The sequence below is a fragment of the Leucobacter triazinivorans genome (genome assembly GCF_004208635.1).
GTDB classification, from domain to species: Bacteria; Actinomycetota; Actinomycetes; order Actinomycetales; family Microbacteriaceae; genus Leucobacter; species Leucobacter triazinivorans.
This window is the reverse complement of record NZ_CP035806.1, coordinates 2,680,414-2,698,908: the sequence shown is the minus strand read 5'-3', so window position 1 is coordinate 2,698,908 and position 18,495 is coordinate 2,680,414. Positions and strand designations below refer to the sequence as shown.

The following is an 18,495-nucleotide window of genomic DNA, read 5'->3' as shown; positions in this document are numbered from 1 at the left end:
GCACGCCCGTCGCACAGGCGATCACCCGCCGTTCGGACGTTCTATCGCATTTACGTCCGTTTCTGGGGTGATGTCCTGCACCACGGGCGCGGCTGTCCTTGCGAGATCAGGTCCATGATCCCGGCCTGCACCCGCGGCCACTCGAACATCACCGGCCGATACCCCGCGCGTATCCTGCCGTAACCGTTGACCTCCAGCAGGGTGTCGTAGCGGTTGTCCCGATCCCGTTGCTCTCCCGTGTGCGTGCTGCCGTCGATCTCGAATACCAGCCATCCTTCGATCAGGAAATCGACCCGGTGCCCGAGCACCCACGCCTGGGCCACGATCGTCAGCCCCAGCGAAGCGACCCGGCGTTTGACGTAGCTCTCGAGCCCGGAGCCGGAGAACGGGGTGCACTGCTCGAGAAGCTCGCGGGCGACGCCGCTCAGCGGATACCGCGCGAGCGCCTCGCGCGTCACGAGCCCCGCTTTCAGCGCCGACTCCCACGTCGCGAGCGCGTCTTCGGGCGACTCGCAGGTGGCGACGTAGTTCAGCGCGTTCTCGATCGAGTCGAGCACCGCCCAAGGTTCTCGACGTCGCACAGCCCTCCCCCAGTGCAACTTGTGCTGCTCGACGCGCACGTGGGCGTGTCGGGAGCGCACCGCGAAGTGGCACCCGCTGTCCCTGCGCACCCACAGCCTGTGGCGGCGCGCGAGGGAAACGCAGGTGAGTATGACGCCATGCTGCACGGCATAGCGCAGTTCGGAGTCGAGGGAGGGCAAGCCGATCCAGCCCCGGGCCGGACGGCTGACGGCACCCGCCGCGCAGGCTTGCTTCAAGGCGTGCGCAGTGTAGCCCCGAGCGATCAGCTCGGCGCTGCGCATCACCCCGCCTACCGCTTTCAGCTCTGATTGCAGACTCATGCGGCTATCGTCTCCGACTCGCCGCCCCTGCGCGCGGGTTTCCCGCGATCTGTGGAGGGATCCCGCACCTCCACGGATTCATCCTATTTGTGAGCGATCGATGCTCCTGCCCGCTTCCCGCCCATCTCGCCTCTCTTCGCTGGTGCTCGTCGCTCATCCGCGCCCGTCGACCCAGCACGCCCGTCGTACAGGACATCACCCGTCGTTCGGACGTTTCACCGCGTTTACGTCCGCTCCTCGGGTGATCTCCTGCACGGTGGGCGGCGGAAAGTGGGGTGAGGCGCGGAAACGCAAACAGGGGCCGCACCCGAAGGTACGGCCCCTGCTGGGCTGGGACTCAGCGGCGCTGCGCCGCAACTGCGCTGGGACTCAGCGCCGCTGCGCCTCAGCGGTGCGAGGGCTTAGAAGTCCATGCCACCGGTGGGATCGCCGGCCGGAGCCGCGGCAGCGGGCTCGGGCTTGTCGGCGACGACGGCCTCGGTCGTGAGGAAGAGACCGGCGATCGACGCGGCGTTCTGCAGCGCCGAGCGGGTCACCTTCGCCGGATCGAGGATGCCCTGAGCGGCGAGATCGCCGTACTCGCCGGTCGCGGCGTTGAGGCCGTGACCCAGGGGCAGGTTGGCGACGCGATCCGCGACCACGCCCGGCTCGAGGCCGGCGTTCTGCGCGATCTGGCGCAGCGGGGCCTCGATCGCGGCACGCACGATCTTCGCGCCGACAGCCTCGTCGCCCGCGAGGCCGAGGCCCTCGAAGACGTCCTTGCCAGCCTGGATGAGCGCGACGCCGCCGCCGGGCAGCACGCCCTCTTCGACGGCCGCCTTCGCGTTGCGCACGGCGTCCTCGATGCGGTGCTTGCGCTCCTTGAGCTCGACCTCGGTCGCGGCGCCCGCCTTGATGACGGCGACGCCGCCGGCGAGCTTCGCGAGGCGCTCCTGCAGCTTCTCGCGGTCGTAGTCGCTGTCGGTGGTGTCGATCTCGCGGCGGATCTGAGCCACGCGGCCCTGGATCTGCTCCTCCTCGCCACCGCCCTGGACGATGGTGGTCTCGTCCTTGGTGATGATGACCTTGCGCGCGGTGCCGAGCATGTCGAGGGTCGCGTTCTCGAGCTTGAGACCGACCTCCTCGCTGATCACGGTGCCGCCGGTGAGGATCGCGATGTCCTGCAGCATGGCCTTGCGACGGTCGCCGAAGCCCGGCGCCTTGACCGCAGCCGACTTGAAGATGCCGCGGATCTTGTTGAGCACGAGGGTGGCGAGCGCCTCGCCCTCGACGTCCTCGGCGATGATGAGGAGCTGCTTGCCCGACTGGATGACCGGGTCGACGACCGGGAGCAGATCCTTGATGTTGGAGACCTTGCTGTTGACGATGAGGATGTAGGGATCCTCGAAGACCGCCTCCTGGCGATCGGCGTCGGTGACGAAGTAGGCCGAGAGGTAGCCCTTGTCGAAGCGCATGCCCTCGGTCAGCTCGAGCTCGGTGCCGAAGGTGTTCGACTCCTCGACCGTGACCACGCCCTCCTTGCCGACCTTGTCGATGGCCTCGGCGATGAGCTGACCAATCTGCTCGTCAGCGGCAGAGATCGAGGCGGTCGCCGCGATCTCGTCGGTGGTCTCGATCTCCTTGGCGTTCTTGAGGAGCTGATCCGAGACGGCGGCGACGGCCTTCTCGATGCCCTTCTTGATGGCGATCGGGTCGGCGCCGGCGGTGACATTGCGGAGGCCCTCGCTCACGAGCGCCTGCGCGAGCACGGTGGCGGTGGTGGTGCCGTCGCCCGCGACGTCGTCGGTCTTCTTGGCGACCTCCTTGACGAGCTCCGCACCGATCTTCTCGTAGGGATCGTCGAGCTCGATCTCCTTGGCGATGGACACGCCGTCGTTGGTGATGGTGGGCGCGCCCCACTTCTTCTCCAGAACGACGTTGCGGCCGCGCGGGCCGAGCGTCACCTTGACGGTGTCGGCGAGGATGTTGAGGCCCCGCTCGAGCCCGCGACGCGCTTCCTCATCAAACGCAATGATCTTTGCCATGTATTCGCCCCTCCTGGACGTCTCTGCGGTGGTGTTCACCATGCCGACGCGTGGCGCCGGGTCACGGATATTTAGCACTCAGTCGAATCGACTGCTAACACCAATCTTGGCACTCAGGCACCGCGAGTGCAAGCAGATGCGCTCGCGAAGAGCGAACACGGAGGATCCTCGTCGCGCTGCTCAGGACGCCGGCAGCGTTGCGGGATCCACGGGCGCCCCCGTCGCGGGGTCGATCGGCCATCCGCTCGCGGGGTCGATGGGCCACCCCGTGGCCGGATCGATCTCGTACCCGGTGGCGGGATCGATGGCCGGAGCCGCAGCGTCCGTGTCGTCGGTCGACGGCGCTTCAGCCGCCGCATCGGTGATCGCTTGGGCCTCTTCGAGCCCGGGCCCCTGATAGTCGGCGCCGATCAGCACGACGAGCTGCACCTCGTAGGCCGCGTAGTCCTCGGTGATGTAGGTGGAGATCCCGCCCAGCTTCGCCGCAAGGCCCGCCGCCGCCGCCGCGTCCGCCTCGTCGGAGTAGAACACGGCCGAGATCGCCACGTCGGACTCCGCAGCGCTGCCCGAGAAACGGATCTGCCCCCATTCCTCGCTCGTGATGAGCTGGTCGACGGCTGTGGCGAGGTTGGGGGTCGGGGTGCCGTTCAGCACAGCGACCGTGGCGTCCGGGTTCAGTTCGGGCTGCGGCGCGTCAGATGTCGCAGCCCCCTCCGACGGGCTGCTCGTCGGGAGCTTTCCGGCCGCGCCAATGCTGTGCACGGCGAGGATCCCGAAGGTCGTCAGCAGCGCGAAGCCGAGCAGCGCGGCGACCACGTACTGCCAGACGTAGCGCGGGCGGGCAGTGAAGCGGTGCGCACCGACCCGACCGCTGCGCGGCACCTCGTCGAAGCGGTCCCGCGGGTGGGCCTGGCGGCTGTCGAGGCGCTCGGCGGTGCGCACTGCGGTCTGCCCCACGTCATCTCCCTGTCGTCGCCCGACGATCGCCGCCCGGGCGATACTCCGAATAGGTTACACGGCGCCTCCTGCCAGAACGATGACAGGTTCGACGGCCCGACGCGCTCCGCCGGCGCGTCACCGGAGCGACTCGGGCGCATACACCGCGCGGGCGAGACCGTCGATCACGTCGGGGATGCGGGTGCCACCGGCGAAGAGCACCGTGTCGTCCACGTCGATGATGCGCCGGTGCTCGCCGGCCGCCGTCAGGGCGATGCTCGGCTGCGCGGCGAGCAGCCCGTCGACGCCCCCGGCGCTCTCGAGCCCCTTCGTCATCACGAGGATGATGTCCGGATCCATGCCGATCAGCGCTTCCTCGGTCATCGGCTTCTCGCCGACCCAGCCGATCTCCTCGGCGACGTCGATCGCGCCGATGGACCGGATCAGGCTGTCGACACCGCTGCCCTCGCCGAAGAGATAGAAGATGCCTGCGGTGCCGCGCGTGTACAGGAACGCGACGCGAGGCAGCTTCGACTCGTCCTCCGGGAGCAGCTGCTGCACCTCGGCCTCGGTGTCGGCGATGGCCTGCCGCATCGTGTCGACGACCGCCGGGGCCGCGGCCCCGATGCCGAGCGCGTCGGCGACCTGCTGCACGGTCGCGTAACTGGTCTCGGCGTCGATCGCGCGATCGACGGTGACGACCGGGATCCCGGCGTCGCGCAGCTGCAGCACCACGTCGGTGGGACCGATGCTGCCGTCGGTGATGATCACCGAGGGGTTGAGCGCGAGGACGCCCTCCGCATCGATGGAGTGCCCGTCCCGGGTAACCACCGGGATCTCCTCCGATCCCGGGAACGCGGTGGAGACGTCGCGGCCGACGATGTTGCCGGAGAGGCCGAAGGCGTGCACCAGCTCGCCGATCGAGCCGCTGAGCGACAGCGGCACGATGCGGGATACGTCGGAGACGACCACGTCGGTCTCTGCGCCCCGATCCCGCGACGCGACCGTCACCGGCAGCTCGGGCCGCGGCGCCTCGGCGAGCGGAGGGATGCTCGGGCCGCCGACGACGGCGGTGGTCGGGCCCTCGTAGGCACGCGGATCCTCGAGCGGCGTCACTTCGCTCAGCGGGGGCAGGTCGATCGCTGCGGCGGCCGCGCGCTCGTCGGACTCGGCGGCCGTCTGGCACCCCACCAGGCTCATCCCCACGAGCGCCAGGAGCGCCAGGCCCACTCCCCTGCGTGCGCGTCCCAGTGACACGGAGCATGCCCCTTTCGTCAGATGTTCACCCCGCTTAGCCTACCCCAACAAAGGTAGGATGATTCTCGGACTTCGAAGATCCAGCACATCGCCGCGCCGATCGAGCTCCGCTCACGGCCCACCAGCATGAAGGCGACCTCAACCCGCATGACCGCTCCCCCACCCACGACCGTCTCCCGTCATTCGGCGGCGAAGACCGTGCTCTTCACCGCGCTCACGATCTCGCTCGTCGCCTCCGTCGTCGTGTCGGCCGGCACCGGGCAGCTGGCGATCCCGCCTCAAGAGGTGCTCGGATCGCTGCTGCACCGGGTGGGGATCGACTGGCTGCCGATGCCGACGCATCCGACCGGGGATGCCACGCTGTGGGCGATCCGCTTCCCCCGAGTGGCGATGGCAGCGCTCGTCGGGGCCGGCCTTGCGGTCGCGGGCCTGCTCATGCAGGCCATCTTCGGCAACCCCCTCGCCGAGCCCGGTGTGATCGGTGTGTCCTCGGGCGCCGCCGTCGGCGCAGGCCTCGCGATCGTCTTCGGGCTCACCCTCTTCGGCGAGTGGACGACCGCCGTGCTCGCCTTCGCCGCAGGGCTGAGCGCCACGCTGCTCGTCTACGGCATGAGTCGCGCCGAGGGCCGCACCGAGGTGGTGACGCTCGTGCTCACCGGCATCGCGGTCAACGCCATCGCAGGGGCCGCCATCGCCCTCCTCACCTTCCTCGGGGATACCCAGTCGCGCGAGCAGATCGTGTTCTGGCAGCTCGGCAGTCTGGCGGGCAGCCGATGGTCGCAAGTGCTCATCGTGGCGCCGGTCGTCGCCGTCGGGCTGTGCGCCGCCTATCTCGCTGCGCGCAAGCTCGATCTGCTCTCGCTGGGCGAGCGCAACGCCCGCCACCTGGGGGTCAATGTCGAGGTGCTGCGCATCACGATGATCTTCGTCGTGGCGCTGCTCACCGGCGCCGCCGTCGCGTTCGCGGGCATCATCGCGTTCGTCGGTCTCGTGATCCCGCATCTCATGCGCATGATGCTCGGACCCGCGCACCTGCCCCTCGTGACCGCCTCGGCGCTCGGCGGCGCACTGCTGCTCACCCTCGCCGACCTCGCCGCGCGCACGATGGTGCCCAACGCAGACATGCCGATCGGCATGCTCACCGCACTGGTGGGCGGACCGTTCTTCTTCTGGCTGCTGCGACGCACCCGCAAGCGCTCCGGGGGGTGGGGCTGATGGCCGCCCGGCACTTCGTGCTGCCCGAGCGGGCCACCCCGGGCACCGTCGTCTGCAGCGCCGATTCGGTCGTCGTCGAGCGCGGCGGCCGCGCGCTGCTCGACGCGGTCTCGCTCGACGTGCGCGCGGGAGAGGTGCTCGCGCTGCTCGGCCCGAACGGTGCCGGCAAGTCGACCCTGCTGAACCTGCTCTCCGGAGACACGGTTCCGGATCGCGGCGAAGTCTTCTTCGGCGGTCGACGCATCGCGGAGTGGTCGCTGTCGGAGCTGTCGCGGCGGCGCAGCGTTCTGCTGCAGGACAATCAGCTGCTCTTCCCGTTCACCGTGCACCAGGTGGTCGAGATGGGGCGCGCGCCCTGGCGGCGCACCCCGCTCGAGGACGACGACAACGAGGCCATTGCCGAATCGATCCGCGCGGCCGATGTCGCCCACCTCGGCAACCGGCGCGTGCCGTCGCTCTCGGGCGGCGAGCGGGCCCGAGCGGCATTCGCCCGCGTACTGGCGGGCCGCACCGGCGTGCTGATGCTCGACGAGCCCACGGCGGCTCTGGATCTGGGGCATCAGGAGGCGGTGCTCGGCATCGCCCGGGATCGAGCCCGCGCCGGCGACGCCGTGATCGTCGTGCTCCACGATCTCAACCTCGCCGGGGCGTTCGCGGACCGCATCGCGCTGCTGCAAGACGGACGGATCGTCGCCTGCGACGCGCCGGATCGGGTGCTCACCGCAGACATCGTGAGCGAGGTCTACCGGACCCCGGTCGAAGTGATCCCGCACCCGGTGACCGGGGCGGGAATCGTGCTGCCGCGCCGCGGCTGAGGGATCGTTCGGCGCGGCTCCGCCCGCCGGCCGCCGGGTGCGGGGCGGAGGCGGCGGCCGGCATCCGAGGCGGCCGAGGCGGCGGCACCCGTGGCCGGGTGCCGGCGCCTCCGTGCGCGCCCGGCCGAGGCTACTCGGACGGGGTGTCCGCGTTCTCGGGATCCGCTGCGCCGCGCGTGCGGCCACGTCCCGCGATGAGCATGCCGCCGGTGACTCCGATCACGAGCAGCGCCACCGCGCCGATCCCGATCGGCAGCCAGGGGATGCTCTGCTCGGGTGCGGAGATCGGAGCGGCCTCCTCGGCGGCGGGCTGCTCCTCGGTGGGCGTCCCTTCGGCCGTCGGCGCAGAGGGGCTCAGCGAGCATCCGCCGACCGTCGCGGTCAGCACGATCGGATCGAGTTCGTCGCCAGAGACATAGCTGCCGTACTCTCCGTTGAACGCGGCCGCGCCCTCGGATGTGAGCACCGGCACCGCCCCGTCGATGTCGAGCCGAGCGCCACTCGCCTCCGTGACGCCCGCGAGATCGATCTTCGCCGCCCGAACGAGCTCGCTCTCCACGGTGCCGCCCTCCGCGGCCGCATCGGTCGCGCCGATCCGCACCAGCAGATACGCGGTGCGCTCGTCCTCGAATTCGATGCCGGGGTCGGCGAGATCGAACTCGAGCGCACCGTCGTGCCCGGTGAACTGCACCGCGCCCGTGAAGAGGATGCTCCCCCCGCTGAGATCCGGGGCGATGGCGCCCTCGCTCTCGGTCCAGATGAACGACGGCGTCTCATAGCGCATGTCGTCGCTCGTGGTCCAATCGCCGTTCGCGATGCTCCCGCTGATGTAGGAGCGGAAGCTCTCCTTGATGCCCCAGTTCAACTGAGCGGACTCGACGACGCACTCACCGGCGGCCTCGGCCGCGAACGGAACGGAGGTCGGCGCCGCGCTAGAGGTCGCGGTCGCCGCGGTCGGGGCCGCGAGAAGCGCGGCCCCGAGCACGGAGACTGCAGCGACGGCGCCGCGCATGCGTCGCGCCATCAGGAGTCCCCTCCATTGGCGCGGCGCTGGGCGACGACGAGTCCGCTGGTGGCACCGGCGGCGGCCAGCAGCGCGAGCGCCGCGATCCACCAGACCCACACGGGCACGGAGGAGTTCTCCGCGGGTCCGGCGGCGACCGCCTGCCCCTGCGCAGTCTGCGCCTCTTCGACCGAGATCTCGGTCGTCTCGTCCTGCTGGGTATCGGCATCCGTCGAATCGAGCACGGTGATGACCTTACCGGCATTGACGCTGCCCTGCAGCGTGATCGTGTGCTGCCCCGGCTCGAGATCCTCCGGCAGGGTGCCGATCCAACGCACATCGCCGTTCGCATCGGCACCCGCCGAATCGTCGAGCACGATGGGATCCGAGTACAGCACCACGAGGATGTCCCGCTCATCGGGCTCGAACCCGGACGCCCGGAGCTCGATCTCGCCGCCGGGCACGAGCTCTTCCTCCGGCGTGATCACGGTGATGCCGGCGGTGGCGGGAGGAGCTGCAGCGGGTGTGCGCTTCTGCCCGAACTGGGACGTGACCGCAGCCGCGCCGCCGCCGACGCCGCCCGCGGCGCCGACGGTGAAGGTCGCCGGATCGGCCGCGAAGCAGCCCGACCCGGTGGAGCCGCCGGTCGAGCCGCCGCCGCAGATGGCTCCCGACACGGGCACGCCGCTCCAGGTCACCTCACCGTTGGCGCCCACCGACTTGCTCGCCGCACCGAGGTCGAGCCCGAAGGTGTGGCCGCCGGCGGAGATGGAGCCCGTGGTCGCGCTCGTCACCGTGACGACCGGGTTCGCGAACGTCTCGTTCAGCAGGCCGTTGTGACCGGTGAAGGTCACCACTCCCGAGTACCGCACGGTGCCGGTCTGGGACGTTGCGTTCCAGCTGCTGCCGGCCTGCGGGAAGACGTACCCGCCGGGTCCGCCGCCGACGCCGTTCGGCACGACGCCGCCCTTCGCGATCGCGCCCGTCGCGTAGCTCGCGAACGCCGACGACACGCCCCAGGTGAGCGATCCCGCCTGCTGAGCGCCCGGGCGCGACGGATCCACCGGGATGGGCTTCGGCTCGGGCTTGGGCTGGGGAGTCGGCTGGGGAGTCGGCGTGACAGGCTTCGTCGGCTCGGCGTCGCTCGCCGCTCCGACCGTGAAGGTCACCGGATCGAGTGCAGTCCCCGCGGGATAGAAGCCCAAGAACGCGTCGACGGCCTCCGCCCGCAGCGTCGAGAGGGCACCGGTCCAGGTGACAGCGCCAGCCGTGCCGCTACGGGTCGCCGCGCCGAGATCGATGTCGGCGATCGGGAGAAGCGAGTTGTCGACCTTGGCGTAGAGCACCGCCCGCGTCGCACTGGTGACCGTGATCTTCGGATCGGCGATCGTGAGCGCCAGGCCTCCGCCGTGGCCGCTGAATCCGACGCCACCGGCGTACCGCACCTCTCCGGTTCGGGTCTTCGGATCCCAGGTGCCCCCCGCGATCTGCGGGAAGCCGAACGTGCCGTTGGAGGCGCGCTCCGCAGCCCCAAGCAGAGTTATGGCGCCACCCGCACCGCCTTCCACGTACGTGCGGAAGCTCTCCTTGATTCCCCAGCTCAAGTCGCCCTCGGCGACCTCTGGATCCGTCTCGCCGGAACGATCCTTCCCCGCGAAGTTGAGGAGTACCGCCAACTCGTGGTCGGCATTCCGGGAGCTCACGCCACCGGCGTAGGTGTAGATCCCGAAACGCCCGTCGTCGACGAGATCCGCGGGCTCCTTCAGCGTCACCGTCCAGGTGAACGATCCGGTTGCGGGATCCAGCTCCACCCATTCGCTCCGGATCACGTCCCGGTATGCCACGGGCACGTCGTTCTCCAGCGTCTCCTCCGCCAGCGCCCAGGCCCGATTGCTGCTATCCATCTTGCGCTGGTCCGAGCTGACCCCGTTCGAGGGGCGCCAGTTCTCGGCGAAGTGCCCGAACACTGCGAACGTGCCCTGCGGCTTGTCGGCAGGAATCGGGATTCCGATGCCACCGAGCTCGCAGCTCATGACCCCCGGCAGGCACGTATTGACGAAGGGATCGAATCCCGAGCCCTTGACGACGAGCGTGTCGCCTTCCTTCACTTCCTGGCCGCTGTATTCGGTCGTCCCGTCGGCGAGAAACACCTCGAGCTCCGGCTCGAACGTGGGCGGAGCCGGGTCGGCGAACGTCACCGGGGTGTACGTCTCGAACGACGCGACCTTCGCACCGCTCCCCGAATAGGTGTAGATCCCCCACCGGCCATCGGCCAACGCCTTCGCCTCGTCCTGCCGCAACGTCAACTGCGTCTCGAACGAACCATCCTCACGCATCTCAACCGCACCAGCATCCGGACCACCGATCCCGGCCATGTTCTCAGCGAGCACCGCCCACTTCTGCGACACAACACTCCGCGCAGACGAAGACACACCCTCCGACGGCCGCCACTCCTCCAAGAACGAACCAAACACCACATACACGCCACCGAACACACCCATCAGCGGCGGACGCGTCCCAGCAGCACCAGGCGTATCCGGCGAAAACCCGGAACCCCGCACCGTCACCACAGTGTCACCCGCAGGATCCAGATCCGACACCGAACCCACAACCTCCACCGACGGCCCCACGGGAGCCGGGTCGGCGAACGTCACCGGAGTGTACGTCTCGAACGACGCGACCTTCGCACCGCTCCCCGAATAGGTGTAGATCCCCCACCGGCCATCGGCCAACGCCTTCGCCTCGTCCTGCCGCAACGTCAACTGCGTCTCGAACGAACCATCCTCACGCATCTCAACCGCACCAGCATCCGGACCACCGATCCCGGCCATGTTCTCAGCGAGCACCGCCCACTTCTGCGACACAACACTCCGCGCAGACGAAGACACACCCTCCGACGGCCGCCACTCCTCCAAGAACGAACCAAACACCACATACACGCCACCGAACACACCCATCAGCGGCGGACGCGTCCCAGCAGCACCAGGCGTATCCGGCGAAAACCCGGAACCCCGCACCGTCACCACAGTGTCACCCGCAGGATCCAGATCCGACACCGAACCCACAACCTCCACCGACGGCCCCACGGAGCGCGCAACCTGCGCAGCGGGCTCATTTGTCGGCGCCGGAGAATCACTTTCGGCCCTCGAGTCCTCCGCCCCCTCTGCAGCGTCAGGATCCTCCTCGACCGCCGGCTCCTCTTCCGCCACGGGCCCCGCCGCGGGCTCCGCAGCGGGCTCCGGGGCCGGAGCCGCCTCCTCGACGGGTTCCGGGGCCGCCTGCTCATCCGGGGCGGCGGGCTGCTCAACGCCCGTCGCGACCTCCTGCGCGGCCGGCTCGGCGGGCAGCTCCTCTGCGTATGCGGTACCGACGCCCAGGAACACACCCCCCGCCACCAGTGCCGACACGAGAATCGCGGCAAGGCCTCTTCGGGCTCCACGGCGTGCAAACATACGTGTTCGTGCTCCTTGTGTAGGGCGCGATTGCCCTCCCCCAGAGCGAATCACGGGATACATCAGATTGTGCTGAGGCAAGCCTTACCTCAATGCACACAGGAATAGTCTGACGAAAATCATCTGACGTTGCAAGCTCGGAGCGGGATCGGACCCTCCTCACAGCCGTTTCGCGGCCCGAGAAGGGACCATTCTCCCCTCGATCGCCGCGGAACCGGGCAGGCCGCGCACCGCGCGCACCGGGCGCACCAGGCGCAGCAGGCGCAACAGGCTCCCCGAGCGCCACCCGCGGAGCGTAGGCTGAGCACATGTCCGACGACGAGTGCATCCAGAGCGCGGGCGCGCGGATCGGGCGCCTCCCCGCCGAGCGTCCCCCGGCGCTCGAGGCGCTGCTGCGGCGACGCTCGCACTCCAAGCACACCGACGACGCACCCTCCCGCGCCGAGCTCGAGCAGCTCGTCGCAGCGATGGCGAGCGTCGCCGATCACTCCCGGCTGCGCCCCTGGCGCATCATCGAGTTGCGGGGAGCCGCTCGCGCACGGCTGGGCGAGGGGATCGCGGCGGCGTCCGGCGGGGATCGCGACAAGCAGGTGGCCAAGGCGATGCGCAGTCCGCTGGTGCTCGTGATCGTGGTCAGCCCGCGCAAAAGCGGCAAGGTTCCCCTCTGGGAGCAGGAGGCGGTGGCGAGCGGCGTCGCGCACTTCCTGGGGCTCCTGCTGCACGAAGCCGGCTGGGGATCCATCTGGAAGACCGGAGCGCACACCCGCAGCAAGGCGCTGCGCAAGGCGCTCGGCGTGCGGAAGCCCGAGTATCTGCTCGGCTGGCTCTACGTGGGCGGTATCCCGGATCGGGATCGGGATCGCCGACCCAAGCCGCGCAAACCGCTCGACCTGAGCCGCCACCTCACCGAGCTCTAGCGGGCCCCCGTCTGCCGCCGGGGAGCGCCGCGACCGCCACCGCGAGCAGGGCCACCGCGGCCCCCGCGATCATCCCCTGGGTCAATCCGTCGGTCAGTGGCACTCCGGCCTCGAAGGCCACCGCCGCGATCAGCTGGCCCGCGACGTTCGACATGCTCAGCAGCAGCACCCCCGCCGTGCGCACGAGCGCCGCCGCCATCGCGATGAAGACCGTGCCCACGACGCCCCCGATGTAGAAGTAGGGGGCGCTCGGCCAGTTCTGAGGCCAGCCGGAGACGGAGACGGACACGACGGCCATGATCCCGAGCAGCGCCGTGCCCACCACGAAGTTCACGAAGGTCGATGTGAGCGCGCTCTGAGCCGCTGCTCGCACGAGTCCGTTCACCATCGACTGCGCCGCAACGCCGACGCCGACGATCATCGGGAAGACGACCAACCAGACGAAGGGACCGGCGTCGACGCCCACCGCGATGGCGACGGCGGCCACCGCGAGGAGGGTGCCGACAATGCGCGCCGGGGAGGGATCGATCCGGCCGCCGGGCCCCAGGCCGACGCGGTCGAAGACGAGGCCGCCCAGCACCTGCCCCGCGACGATGCCGACGGTGAACAGCGCCACACCCGTCAGCGGCGCGACGAGCCCCTGCCCGAGCACGAACATCGCGCCGCCCGCGCCGCCGAGCACCGCCCAGCGGGGCAGGTGCCCCGAGCGCAGCTCGACGCGCAGCCGGCCGAAGCCGCGGCGCCCGCGACGCGACAGCAGCATCGCGACGCAGAGGAGCGCGAGACCCGAACCGAACGACACCGCCGCAGTGACGTAGCCGTTGCCGAGCTGCTGGCTGAGGCCGCCGTTGACGCGGGTCTGCAGCGCGACGAGCACCCCCGCGAGGGCGGAGCCGACGAGCGCCAGCGGAACCCTCAATCTCACGTGCACTCCCCAACCCTACCGGGGTCGGTGTGAGGCCGGCAGGCGGCTCGCGAAACAGAAAACCCTCCCGGAGGAGGGTTTTCACGCGAGCCGCCTGTCGGACTTGCTCGGCCCGCTCAGGGCAACGCGCCAGCGTTGCGCGGGCCGAGCCGGTGGAGCCTGCGACACCGGAGTCGGTTTGAGGACGGCAGGCGGCTCGCGAAACAGAAAACCCTCCCGGAGGAGGGTTTTCACGCGAGCCGCCTGTCGGACTCGAACCGACCACCTGCGCTTTACAAGGGCGCTGCTCTACCAGATGAGCTAAGGCGGCGAATCCCGGTCGCATGACCGCGGATCGCTCTGGCGACCCCGAGGGCCGCCAGAGCAGTCTACTCCGAGTCTACGACTCGTCGGAACCAGCGTCGTCGGTCGCGTCCTCGTCGGAGTCGGAGCCGTTGCCCTCGATCTCGCCCTTGACCTTCAGCAGGTACGACTCGAGATCGCCGTCCCGGCCGGCGACCCACTGCTGGCCGTTCACGATGACGGTCGGGGTGCTGATGAGACGCTGCGGGCTGTCGGCATCCTGCAGTTCGCCGGTGTTCGGATCACCGACCAGCTGCGCGCCCCGAGCGAGGCCGAGGATCCCGTCCTCGCTGACCGTCTTGTAGTTCGATCCGATGAAGTTGCCGAAGCGCACGTCTTTGACGCACTGCCGCAGCTCGGTCGTGAGTTCGGCGCCGGCCGCCTCGGCCTGCTCGAGCAGCTGGTCGTCGGTGAGGCCGGTAGTGCCCTCTGCCGGCTGCACCTCGGCGCTCAGGAGCGCGTTGTGCAGGCCGAAGGCGACGTCGGGCTGCTGCTCGACCACGCAGCTGAACAGGTTGGCGGCGCGGGTGGAGTACTTGGTGCCCAGCGACTGGCCGTCGAGGAAGTTGAGCGGGTACACGCCCAACTCGATATCCCCGCTGCCCACGTAGTTCTCGAGCATGGTGCCGTACTGCTGCTCGAAGCCACCGCAGGCGGGGCACATGTAGTCCACGTAGACCGTGACGTCGAGCGGCAGCTGCTTGCGGTCGACCTCGGGCGCCTCGCGATCCTCACCGGGCTGCAGCGCGGGGCTCTCGACGACCTTGAGATCCTTCGTGAAGATCGCGGCCCCCGAGGCCATGTTCTGGGGGCCCGGGCCGGCGGGCTTCATCGTCTGGGTGAGCACGAGCGCGACGACGGCGAGGATCGCCAGCACTCCGAGCACGATCCCGCCCTGCAGGAACAGTCGGTTGCGCTTCTCGCGCTTCTTCTCCTGCTCGCGCGCCAGGCGGGCCTGCTCGCGGGCCTCGGCCCGGCGTTCGTTCTTCGAGGGACGATGATTCGTCTCGTTTGCCATGGATGTCTCCCAGTTGCTCCGCCGGTGCGGATCACGGTCAGTGCGGTGTGACTACTTCTTCTTGTTCGCGCGGCGCTCGGCGCGGTTGCCCGCGCCCGCCTCGTCCGGCACCTGCTGCCCGAACGCCCCGCGCTTCTGCGGAGCCTGCGCAGCGTTCGCAGCTGCGGCGTCCTGAGCCCCGCTCACCGCGGGCGCACCGTCCTCATCGGGGGCGCTGTAGCTCAGCTTGGACTGATCCGGCACCTGCTGCTGCTCGAGGCCGCCGCCCTCGAGGTGCACGTGATCCTGCGGCCCCTCGGCCGGTCGCACCTTCACCTCGAGGTTGTAGAGCAGTCCCATCGACTCCTCCTTGATCTGCCCCATCATGCCCTCGAACATGGTGAAGCCCTCGCGCTGGTACTCGACGAGCGGATCGCGCTGGGCCATGGCGCGCAGGCCGATGCCCTCCTTGAGGTACTCCATCTCGTAGAGGTGGTCGCGCCAGCGGCGATCGATGGTGGCGAGCACCACGCGGCGCTCGAGTTCGCGCATGGCCTCCTCCCCGAGGGTCTCCTCGCGATTCTGGTATGCGACCTCGGCGTCGGAAAGGATCTCGCGGCGCAGGAAGGCGCGATCGACGCGGGATCCGCCGGTCTCGGCGAGCAGCTCGTCGACGGTGATGCCCACCGGGTAGACCTGGCGCAGGTCGCTCCAGAGCGCGTCGAAGTCCCAGTCGCCGTCGTGTCCGTGGGAGTCGAGGATCGCGTCGATCGTCTGCTCCCGGAACGCCGAGATGCGCGGCTGGATCTCTTCGCCGTCGAGGATCTGCTGGCGGTCGCTGTAGATCGCCTTGCGCTGGCGGTCGAGCACGTCGTCGTACTTCAGCACGTTCTTACGGATCTCGGCATTGCGCTGCTCGACCTGGCTCTGCGCGCTCTGGATGGCGCGCGTGACGACCTTCGACTCGATGGCGAGGTCGTCGGGGAATCCATCGCGGTTCATGAGCGCGGCGGCGGCACCCGAGTTGAAGAGGCGCATAAGGTCGTCGGCGAGCGAGAGGTAGAAGCGGCTCTCGCCCGGATCGCCCTGACGGCCGGAGCGGCCGCGCAGCTGATTGTCGATGCGTCGCGACTCGTGCCGTTCCGTGCCGAGCACGTACAGGCCGCCCGCGGCGACGACCTTCTCGGCCTCCTCGGCGACCGTCTCCTTGACGGCGTCGAACACGTCGTCCCATGCGGCCTCGTAGGCCTCGGGATCCTCATCGGTCGACAGGCCCCGGGCGGTCATCTCCTGCACCGCGAGGAACTCGGCGTTGCCGCCGAGCATGATGTCGGTGCCGCGGCCGGCCATGTTGGTCGCCACGGTCACGGCGCCGAGGCGACCCGCCTGCGCGATGATCGCGGCCTCGCGCGCGTGGTTCTTCGCGTTCAGCACCTCGTGCCGCACGCCCTTCTTCGCGAGCAGGCGGGAGAGGTACTCGCTCTTCTCGACGCTCGTGGTGCCCACGAGCACGGGCTGGCCCTTCTCGTGCCGCTCGGCGATGTCCTCGACCACCTGCGCGAACTTGGCCTCCTCGTTCTTGTAGACGAGGTCGGGCTGGTCCTTGCGCTGCATGGGCTTGTTGGTGGGGATCGGCACGACGCCGAGCTTGTAGGTCGACATGAACTCGCCGGCCTCGGTCTCGGCGGTGCCCGTCATGCCCGAGAGCTTCTCGTAGAGCCGGAAGTAGTTCTGCAGCGTCACGGTGGCGAGCATCTGGTTCTCGGCCTTGACCTGCACGCCCTCCTTGGCCTCGATGGCCTGGTGCATGCCCTCGTTGTACCGGCGCCCGGCGAGGATGCGGCCCGTGTGCTCGTCGACGATGAGCACCTCGCCGTTCAGCACGACGTAGTCCTTGTCGCGCGTGAAGAGCGCCTTGGCCTTGATCGAGTTGTTGAGGAAGGAGATGAGCGGCGTGTTCACCGACTCGTAGAGGTTGGTGATCCCGAGGTGATCCTCGACCTTCTCGATGCCGGGCTCGAGCACGCCGATGGTGCGCTTCTTCTCGTCGACCTCGTAGTCGGCGCCCGGCTCGAGCTTGCGCGCGATGCGGGCGAACTCCGCGAACCAGCGATTGGCCTCGCCCGAGGACGGTCCGGAGATGATGAGCGGGGTGCGCGCCTCGTCGATGAGGATCGAGTCGACCTCGTCGATGACGGCGAAGAAGTGGCCGCGCTGCACGCGCTCCGAAGCATCGGAGGCCATGTTGTCGCGCAGGTAGTCGAAGCCGAACTCGTTGTTCGTGCCGTAGGTGATGTCGGCGTTGTACTGCTGGCGTCGTGTGGCGGGATCCTGACCCGCGACGATGCAGCCGGTCGTCATGCCCAGGGCGCGGAACACGCGCCCCATGAGATCGCTCTGGTAGCTGGCGAGGTAGTCGTTGACCGTGACCACGTGCACGCCCTTGCCAGCGAGCGCGTTGAGATAGGCCGGCATGGTGGCGACGAGGGTCTTGCCCTCACCGGTCTTCATCTCGGAGATGTTGCCGAGGTGCAGGTTGGCGCCGCCCATGACCTGCACGTCGAAGGGGCGCAGGCCGATCGTGCGCTTCGCCGCCTCGCGCACCGCGGCGAAGGCCTCGGGCAGCAGATCGTCGAGGGTCTCGCCCTTCTCGAGGCGCTCCCGGAACTCGTCGGTCTCGCCCCGCAGCTCCTCGTCGCTGAGCTCCGCGAACGAATCCTCGAGCTCGGCCACGAGCTTCGATTGCCGCTGGAGCTTCTTCAGGGTGCGGCCTTCGCCGACGCGAAGGAGCTTCTCGAGAACTGTCGCCACGTTGTCTCTCCTGTAGGGTTTGCTCGGTGGGTCCACCCGCGTCAGATCCGGGTCACCGCCGTTGCCGAATTGTGACAACGCCCCAGCTTAGCAAGGTGCGCTCCGTGCCCGGCTGGGGAGATGCCAGGATCGTGAGGATCGAGGATCGTGATGCGCGAGCGCCCCGCCGAGGTTCTCGTGGTCCTGCCCACCTACAACGAGCGCGAGACCCTGCCGGCCGCCGTGGCCGGGGTGCGCGCCCACCTGCCCGACGCCGACATCCTGGTGATCGACGACGGCAGCCCGGATGGCACGGGACGCATCGCCGATGAGCTCGCGCTCGGCCTCGACGGACTCTTCGTGCATCACCGCGGAGCGAAGCTCGGACTCGGCACGGCCTATGTGCTGGGGTTCAGGTGGGCGATCGCGGAGGGGTACCGGGTGGTGGTCGAGATGGACGCCGACGGCTCGCACCTGCCCGCCGATCTGCCGCGCCTCGTCGCCGCCGCGCGCGCCCATCGCGGCGTCGCGATCGGCGCCCGCTGGGTTCCGGGCGGGCGGATCGTCGGCTGGCCCTGGTACCGCCGCTGGGTGTCGCGCACGGGCACCCGGGTGGCGCGGATCGCGCTGCGCTCGCGGCTGCGCGACCTCACGAGCGGATTCCGCGCGATCGACGCGCGCTGCGTCGTGCACCTCGACCTCGACGCCGTCGACTCGCAGGGCTACGCCTTCCAGGTGGAGACCGCGTGGACCTTCGAGCGGCTCGGCCTCCCCATCGTGGAGGTGCCCATCACCTTCGTCGAGCGCGTGGACGGTCGCTCGAAGATGAGCCTCGGGATCGTGCTCGAGGCGCTCGGCAACGTGCTGCGCTGGGGGTGGCGGCTGCGCTTCGGCGGGCGCTGAGCCGCCTCCCGCTCACG

13 protein-coding genes and 1 tRNA gene are annotated in these 18,495 nt (G+C 69.4%); 4 read left to right on the top strand and 10 right to left on the bottom strand.

What is annotated here, in order from left to right:
* Nucleotides 1–50 precede the first annotated feature (50 nt).
* The 4 genes from EVS81_RS12125 to EVS81_RS12110 all read right to left on the bottom strand — a co-directional run bounded on the left by EVS81_RS12125 (nt 51) and on the right by EVS81_RS12110 (nt 5,119).
* Entirely contained in the window at nt 51–902 is an 852-nt protein-coding gene (locus tag EVS81_RS12125; protein WP_240739837.1) for an endonuclease domain-containing protein, read from the bottom strand.
* Between the two features lie 401 nt (nt 903–1,303).
* Nucleotides 1,304–2,926: a chaperonin GroEL gene (gene groL / locus EVS81_RS12120; RefSeq protein WP_130110615.1), complete on the bottom strand. Its 1,623-nt coding sequence runs from the start codon at nt 2,924–2,926 to the stop codon at nt 1,304–1,306.
* Between the two features lie 180 nt (nt 2,927–3,106).
* A complete protein-coding gene (locus tag EVS81_RS12115; RefSeq protein ID WP_240739836.1) occupies nt 3,107–3,883 on the bottom strand; it encodes a LytR C-terminal domain-containing protein in 777 nt (258 codons plus the stop codon).
* Nucleotides 3,884–4,000: 117 nt separating this feature from the next.
* On the bottom strand, nt 4,001–5,119 hold the full coding sequence (locus tag EVS81_RS12110; RefSeq protein WP_240739835.1) for a heme/hemin ABC transporter substrate-binding protein: 1,119 nt from the start codon (nt 5,117–5,119) through the stop codon (nt 4,001–4,003).
* Nucleotides 5,120–5,266: 147 nt separating this feature from the next.
* Here EVS81_RS12110 and EVS81_RS12105 point away from each other — a divergent pair, with 147 nt between their 5' ends.
* Together EVS81_RS12105 and EVS81_RS12100 are read left to right on the top strand one after the other, a co-directional pair.
* Nucleotides 5,267–6,334 carry a FecCD family ABC transporter permease gene (locus tag EVS81_RS12105; RefSeq protein WP_130110614.1) on the top strand — a complete coding sequence of 356 codons (1,068 nt, stop codon included), beginning with the start codon at nt 5,267–5,269 and terminating at the stop codon, nt 6,332–6,334.
* Nucleotides 6,334–7,149, top strand: coding sequence for a heme ABC transporter ATP-binding protein (locus EVS81_RS12100; RefSeq protein ID WP_205879332.1), 816 nt, complete (start codon nt 6,334–6,336; stop codon nt 7,147–7,149). Before EVS81_RS12105 ends, EVS81_RS12100 begins: the two co-directional genes overlap by 1 nt.
* Before the next feature lie 130 nt (nt 7,150–7,279).
* On the opposite strand, the gene EVS81_RS12095 is transcribed toward EVS81_RS12100, so the two are convergent.
* Together EVS81_RS12095 and EVS81_RS12090 are read right to left on the bottom strand one after the other, a co-directional pair.
* Complete coding sequence (locus EVS81_RS12095) at nt 7,280–8,173, bottom strand: HtaA domain-containing protein (protein ID WP_130110612.1); 894 nt, start codon at nt 8,171–8,173, stop codon at nt 7,280–7,282.
* Nucleotides 8,173–11,604, bottom strand: coding sequence for an HtaA domain-containing protein (locus EVS81_RS12090; protein ID WP_130110611.1), 3,432 nt, complete (start codon nt 11,602–11,604; stop codon nt 8,173–8,175). Before EVS81_RS12090 ends, EVS81_RS12095 begins: the two co-directional genes overlap by 1 nt.
* Before the next feature lie 308 nt (nt 11,605–11,912).
* On the opposite strand from EVS81_RS12090, the gene EVS81_RS12085 reads away from it, so the two are divergent.
* The gene (locus tag EVS81_RS12085; protein ID WP_130110610.1) at nt 11,913–12,521 is read left to right on the top strand and encodes a nitroreductase family protein; all 609 of its coding nucleotides are present in this window, start codon (nt 11,913–11,915) and stop codon (nt 12,519–12,521) included.
* Here the strand turns inward: EVS81_RS12085 and EVS81_RS12080 are convergent.
* The 4 genes from EVS81_RS12080 to secA all read right to left on the bottom strand — a co-directional run bounded on the left by EVS81_RS12080 (nt 12,508) and on the right by secA (nt 17,596).
* Nucleotides 12,508–13,446, bottom strand: coding sequence for a DMT family transporter (locus EVS81_RS12080; RefSeq protein WP_240739834.1), 939 nt, complete (start codon nt 13,444–13,446; stop codon nt 12,508–12,510). The genes EVS81_RS12085 and EVS81_RS12080 overlap by 14 nt on opposite strands.
* Before the next feature lie 237 nt (nt 13,447–13,683).
* A tRNA-Thr gene (locus tag EVS81_RS12075) sits at nt 13,684–13,756 on the bottom strand.
* A 69-nt stretch (nt 13,757–13,825) separates the two neighbouring features.
* Nucleotides 13,826–14,806: a DsbA family protein gene (locus tag EVS81_RS12070; RefSeq protein ID WP_130110608.1), complete on the bottom strand. Its 981-nt coding sequence runs from the start codon at nt 14,804–14,806 to the stop codon at nt 13,826–13,828.
* A gap of 51 nt (nt 14,807–14,857) precedes the next feature.
* A complete protein-coding gene (secA, locus tag EVS81_RS12065; RefSeq protein ID WP_130110607.1) occupies nt 14,858–17,596 on the bottom strand; it encodes a preprotein translocase subunit SecA in 2,739 nt (912 codons plus the stop codon).
* A gap of 150 nt (nt 17,597–17,746) precedes the next feature.
* Between secA and EVS81_RS12060 the strand changes: the two genes are divergently transcribed.
* Nucleotides 17,747–18,478, top strand: coding sequence for a polyprenol monophosphomannose synthase (locus EVS81_RS12060; RefSeq protein ID WP_130110606.1), 732 nt, complete (start codon nt 17,747–17,749; stop codon nt 18,476–18,478).
* The last annotated feature ends 17 nt before the right edge of the window (nt 18,479–18,495 follow it).

What these genes read in the sequence shown, in the direction of transcription:
- EVS81_RS12125 (WP_240739837.1), bottom strand. Translation starts at nt 902, where the DNA reads ATGAGTCTGCAATCAGAGCTGAAAGCGGTAGGCGGGGTGATGCGCAGC.
- groL (WP_130110615.1), bottom strand. Translation starts at nt 2,926, where the DNA reads ATGGCAAAGATCATTGCGTTTGATGAGGAAGCGCGTCGCGGGCTCGAG.
- EVS81_RS12105 (WP_130110614.1), top strand. Translation starts at nt 5,267, where the DNA reads ATGACCGCTCCCCCACCCACGACCGTCTCCCGTCATTCGGCGGCGAAG.
- EVS81_RS12100 (WP_205879332.1), top strand. Translation starts at nt 6,334, where the DNA reads ATGGCCGCCCGGCACTTCGTGCTGCCCGAGCGGGCCACCCCGGGCACC.
- EVS81_RS12095 (WP_130110612.1), bottom strand. Translation starts at nt 8,173, where the DNA reads ATGGCGCGACGCATGCGCGGCGCCGTCGCTGCAGTCTCCGTGCTCGGG.
- EVS81_RS12090 (WP_130110611.1), bottom strand. Translation starts at nt 11,604, where the DNA reads ATGTTTGCACGCCGTGGAGCCCGAAGAGGCCTTGCCGCGATTCTCGTG.
- EVS81_RS12085 (WP_130110610.1), top strand. Translation starts at nt 11,913, where the DNA reads ATGTCCGACGACGAGTGCATCCAGAGCGCGGGCGCGCGGATCGGGCGC.
- EVS81_RS12070 (WP_130110608.1), bottom strand. Translation starts at nt 14,806, where the DNA reads ATGGCAAACGAGACGAATCATCGTCCCTCGAAGAACGAACGCCGGGCC.
- EVS81_RS12060 (WP_130110606.1), top strand. Translation starts at nt 17,747, where the DNA reads ATGCGCGAGCGCCCCGCCGAGGTTCTCGTGGTCCTGCCCACCTACAAC.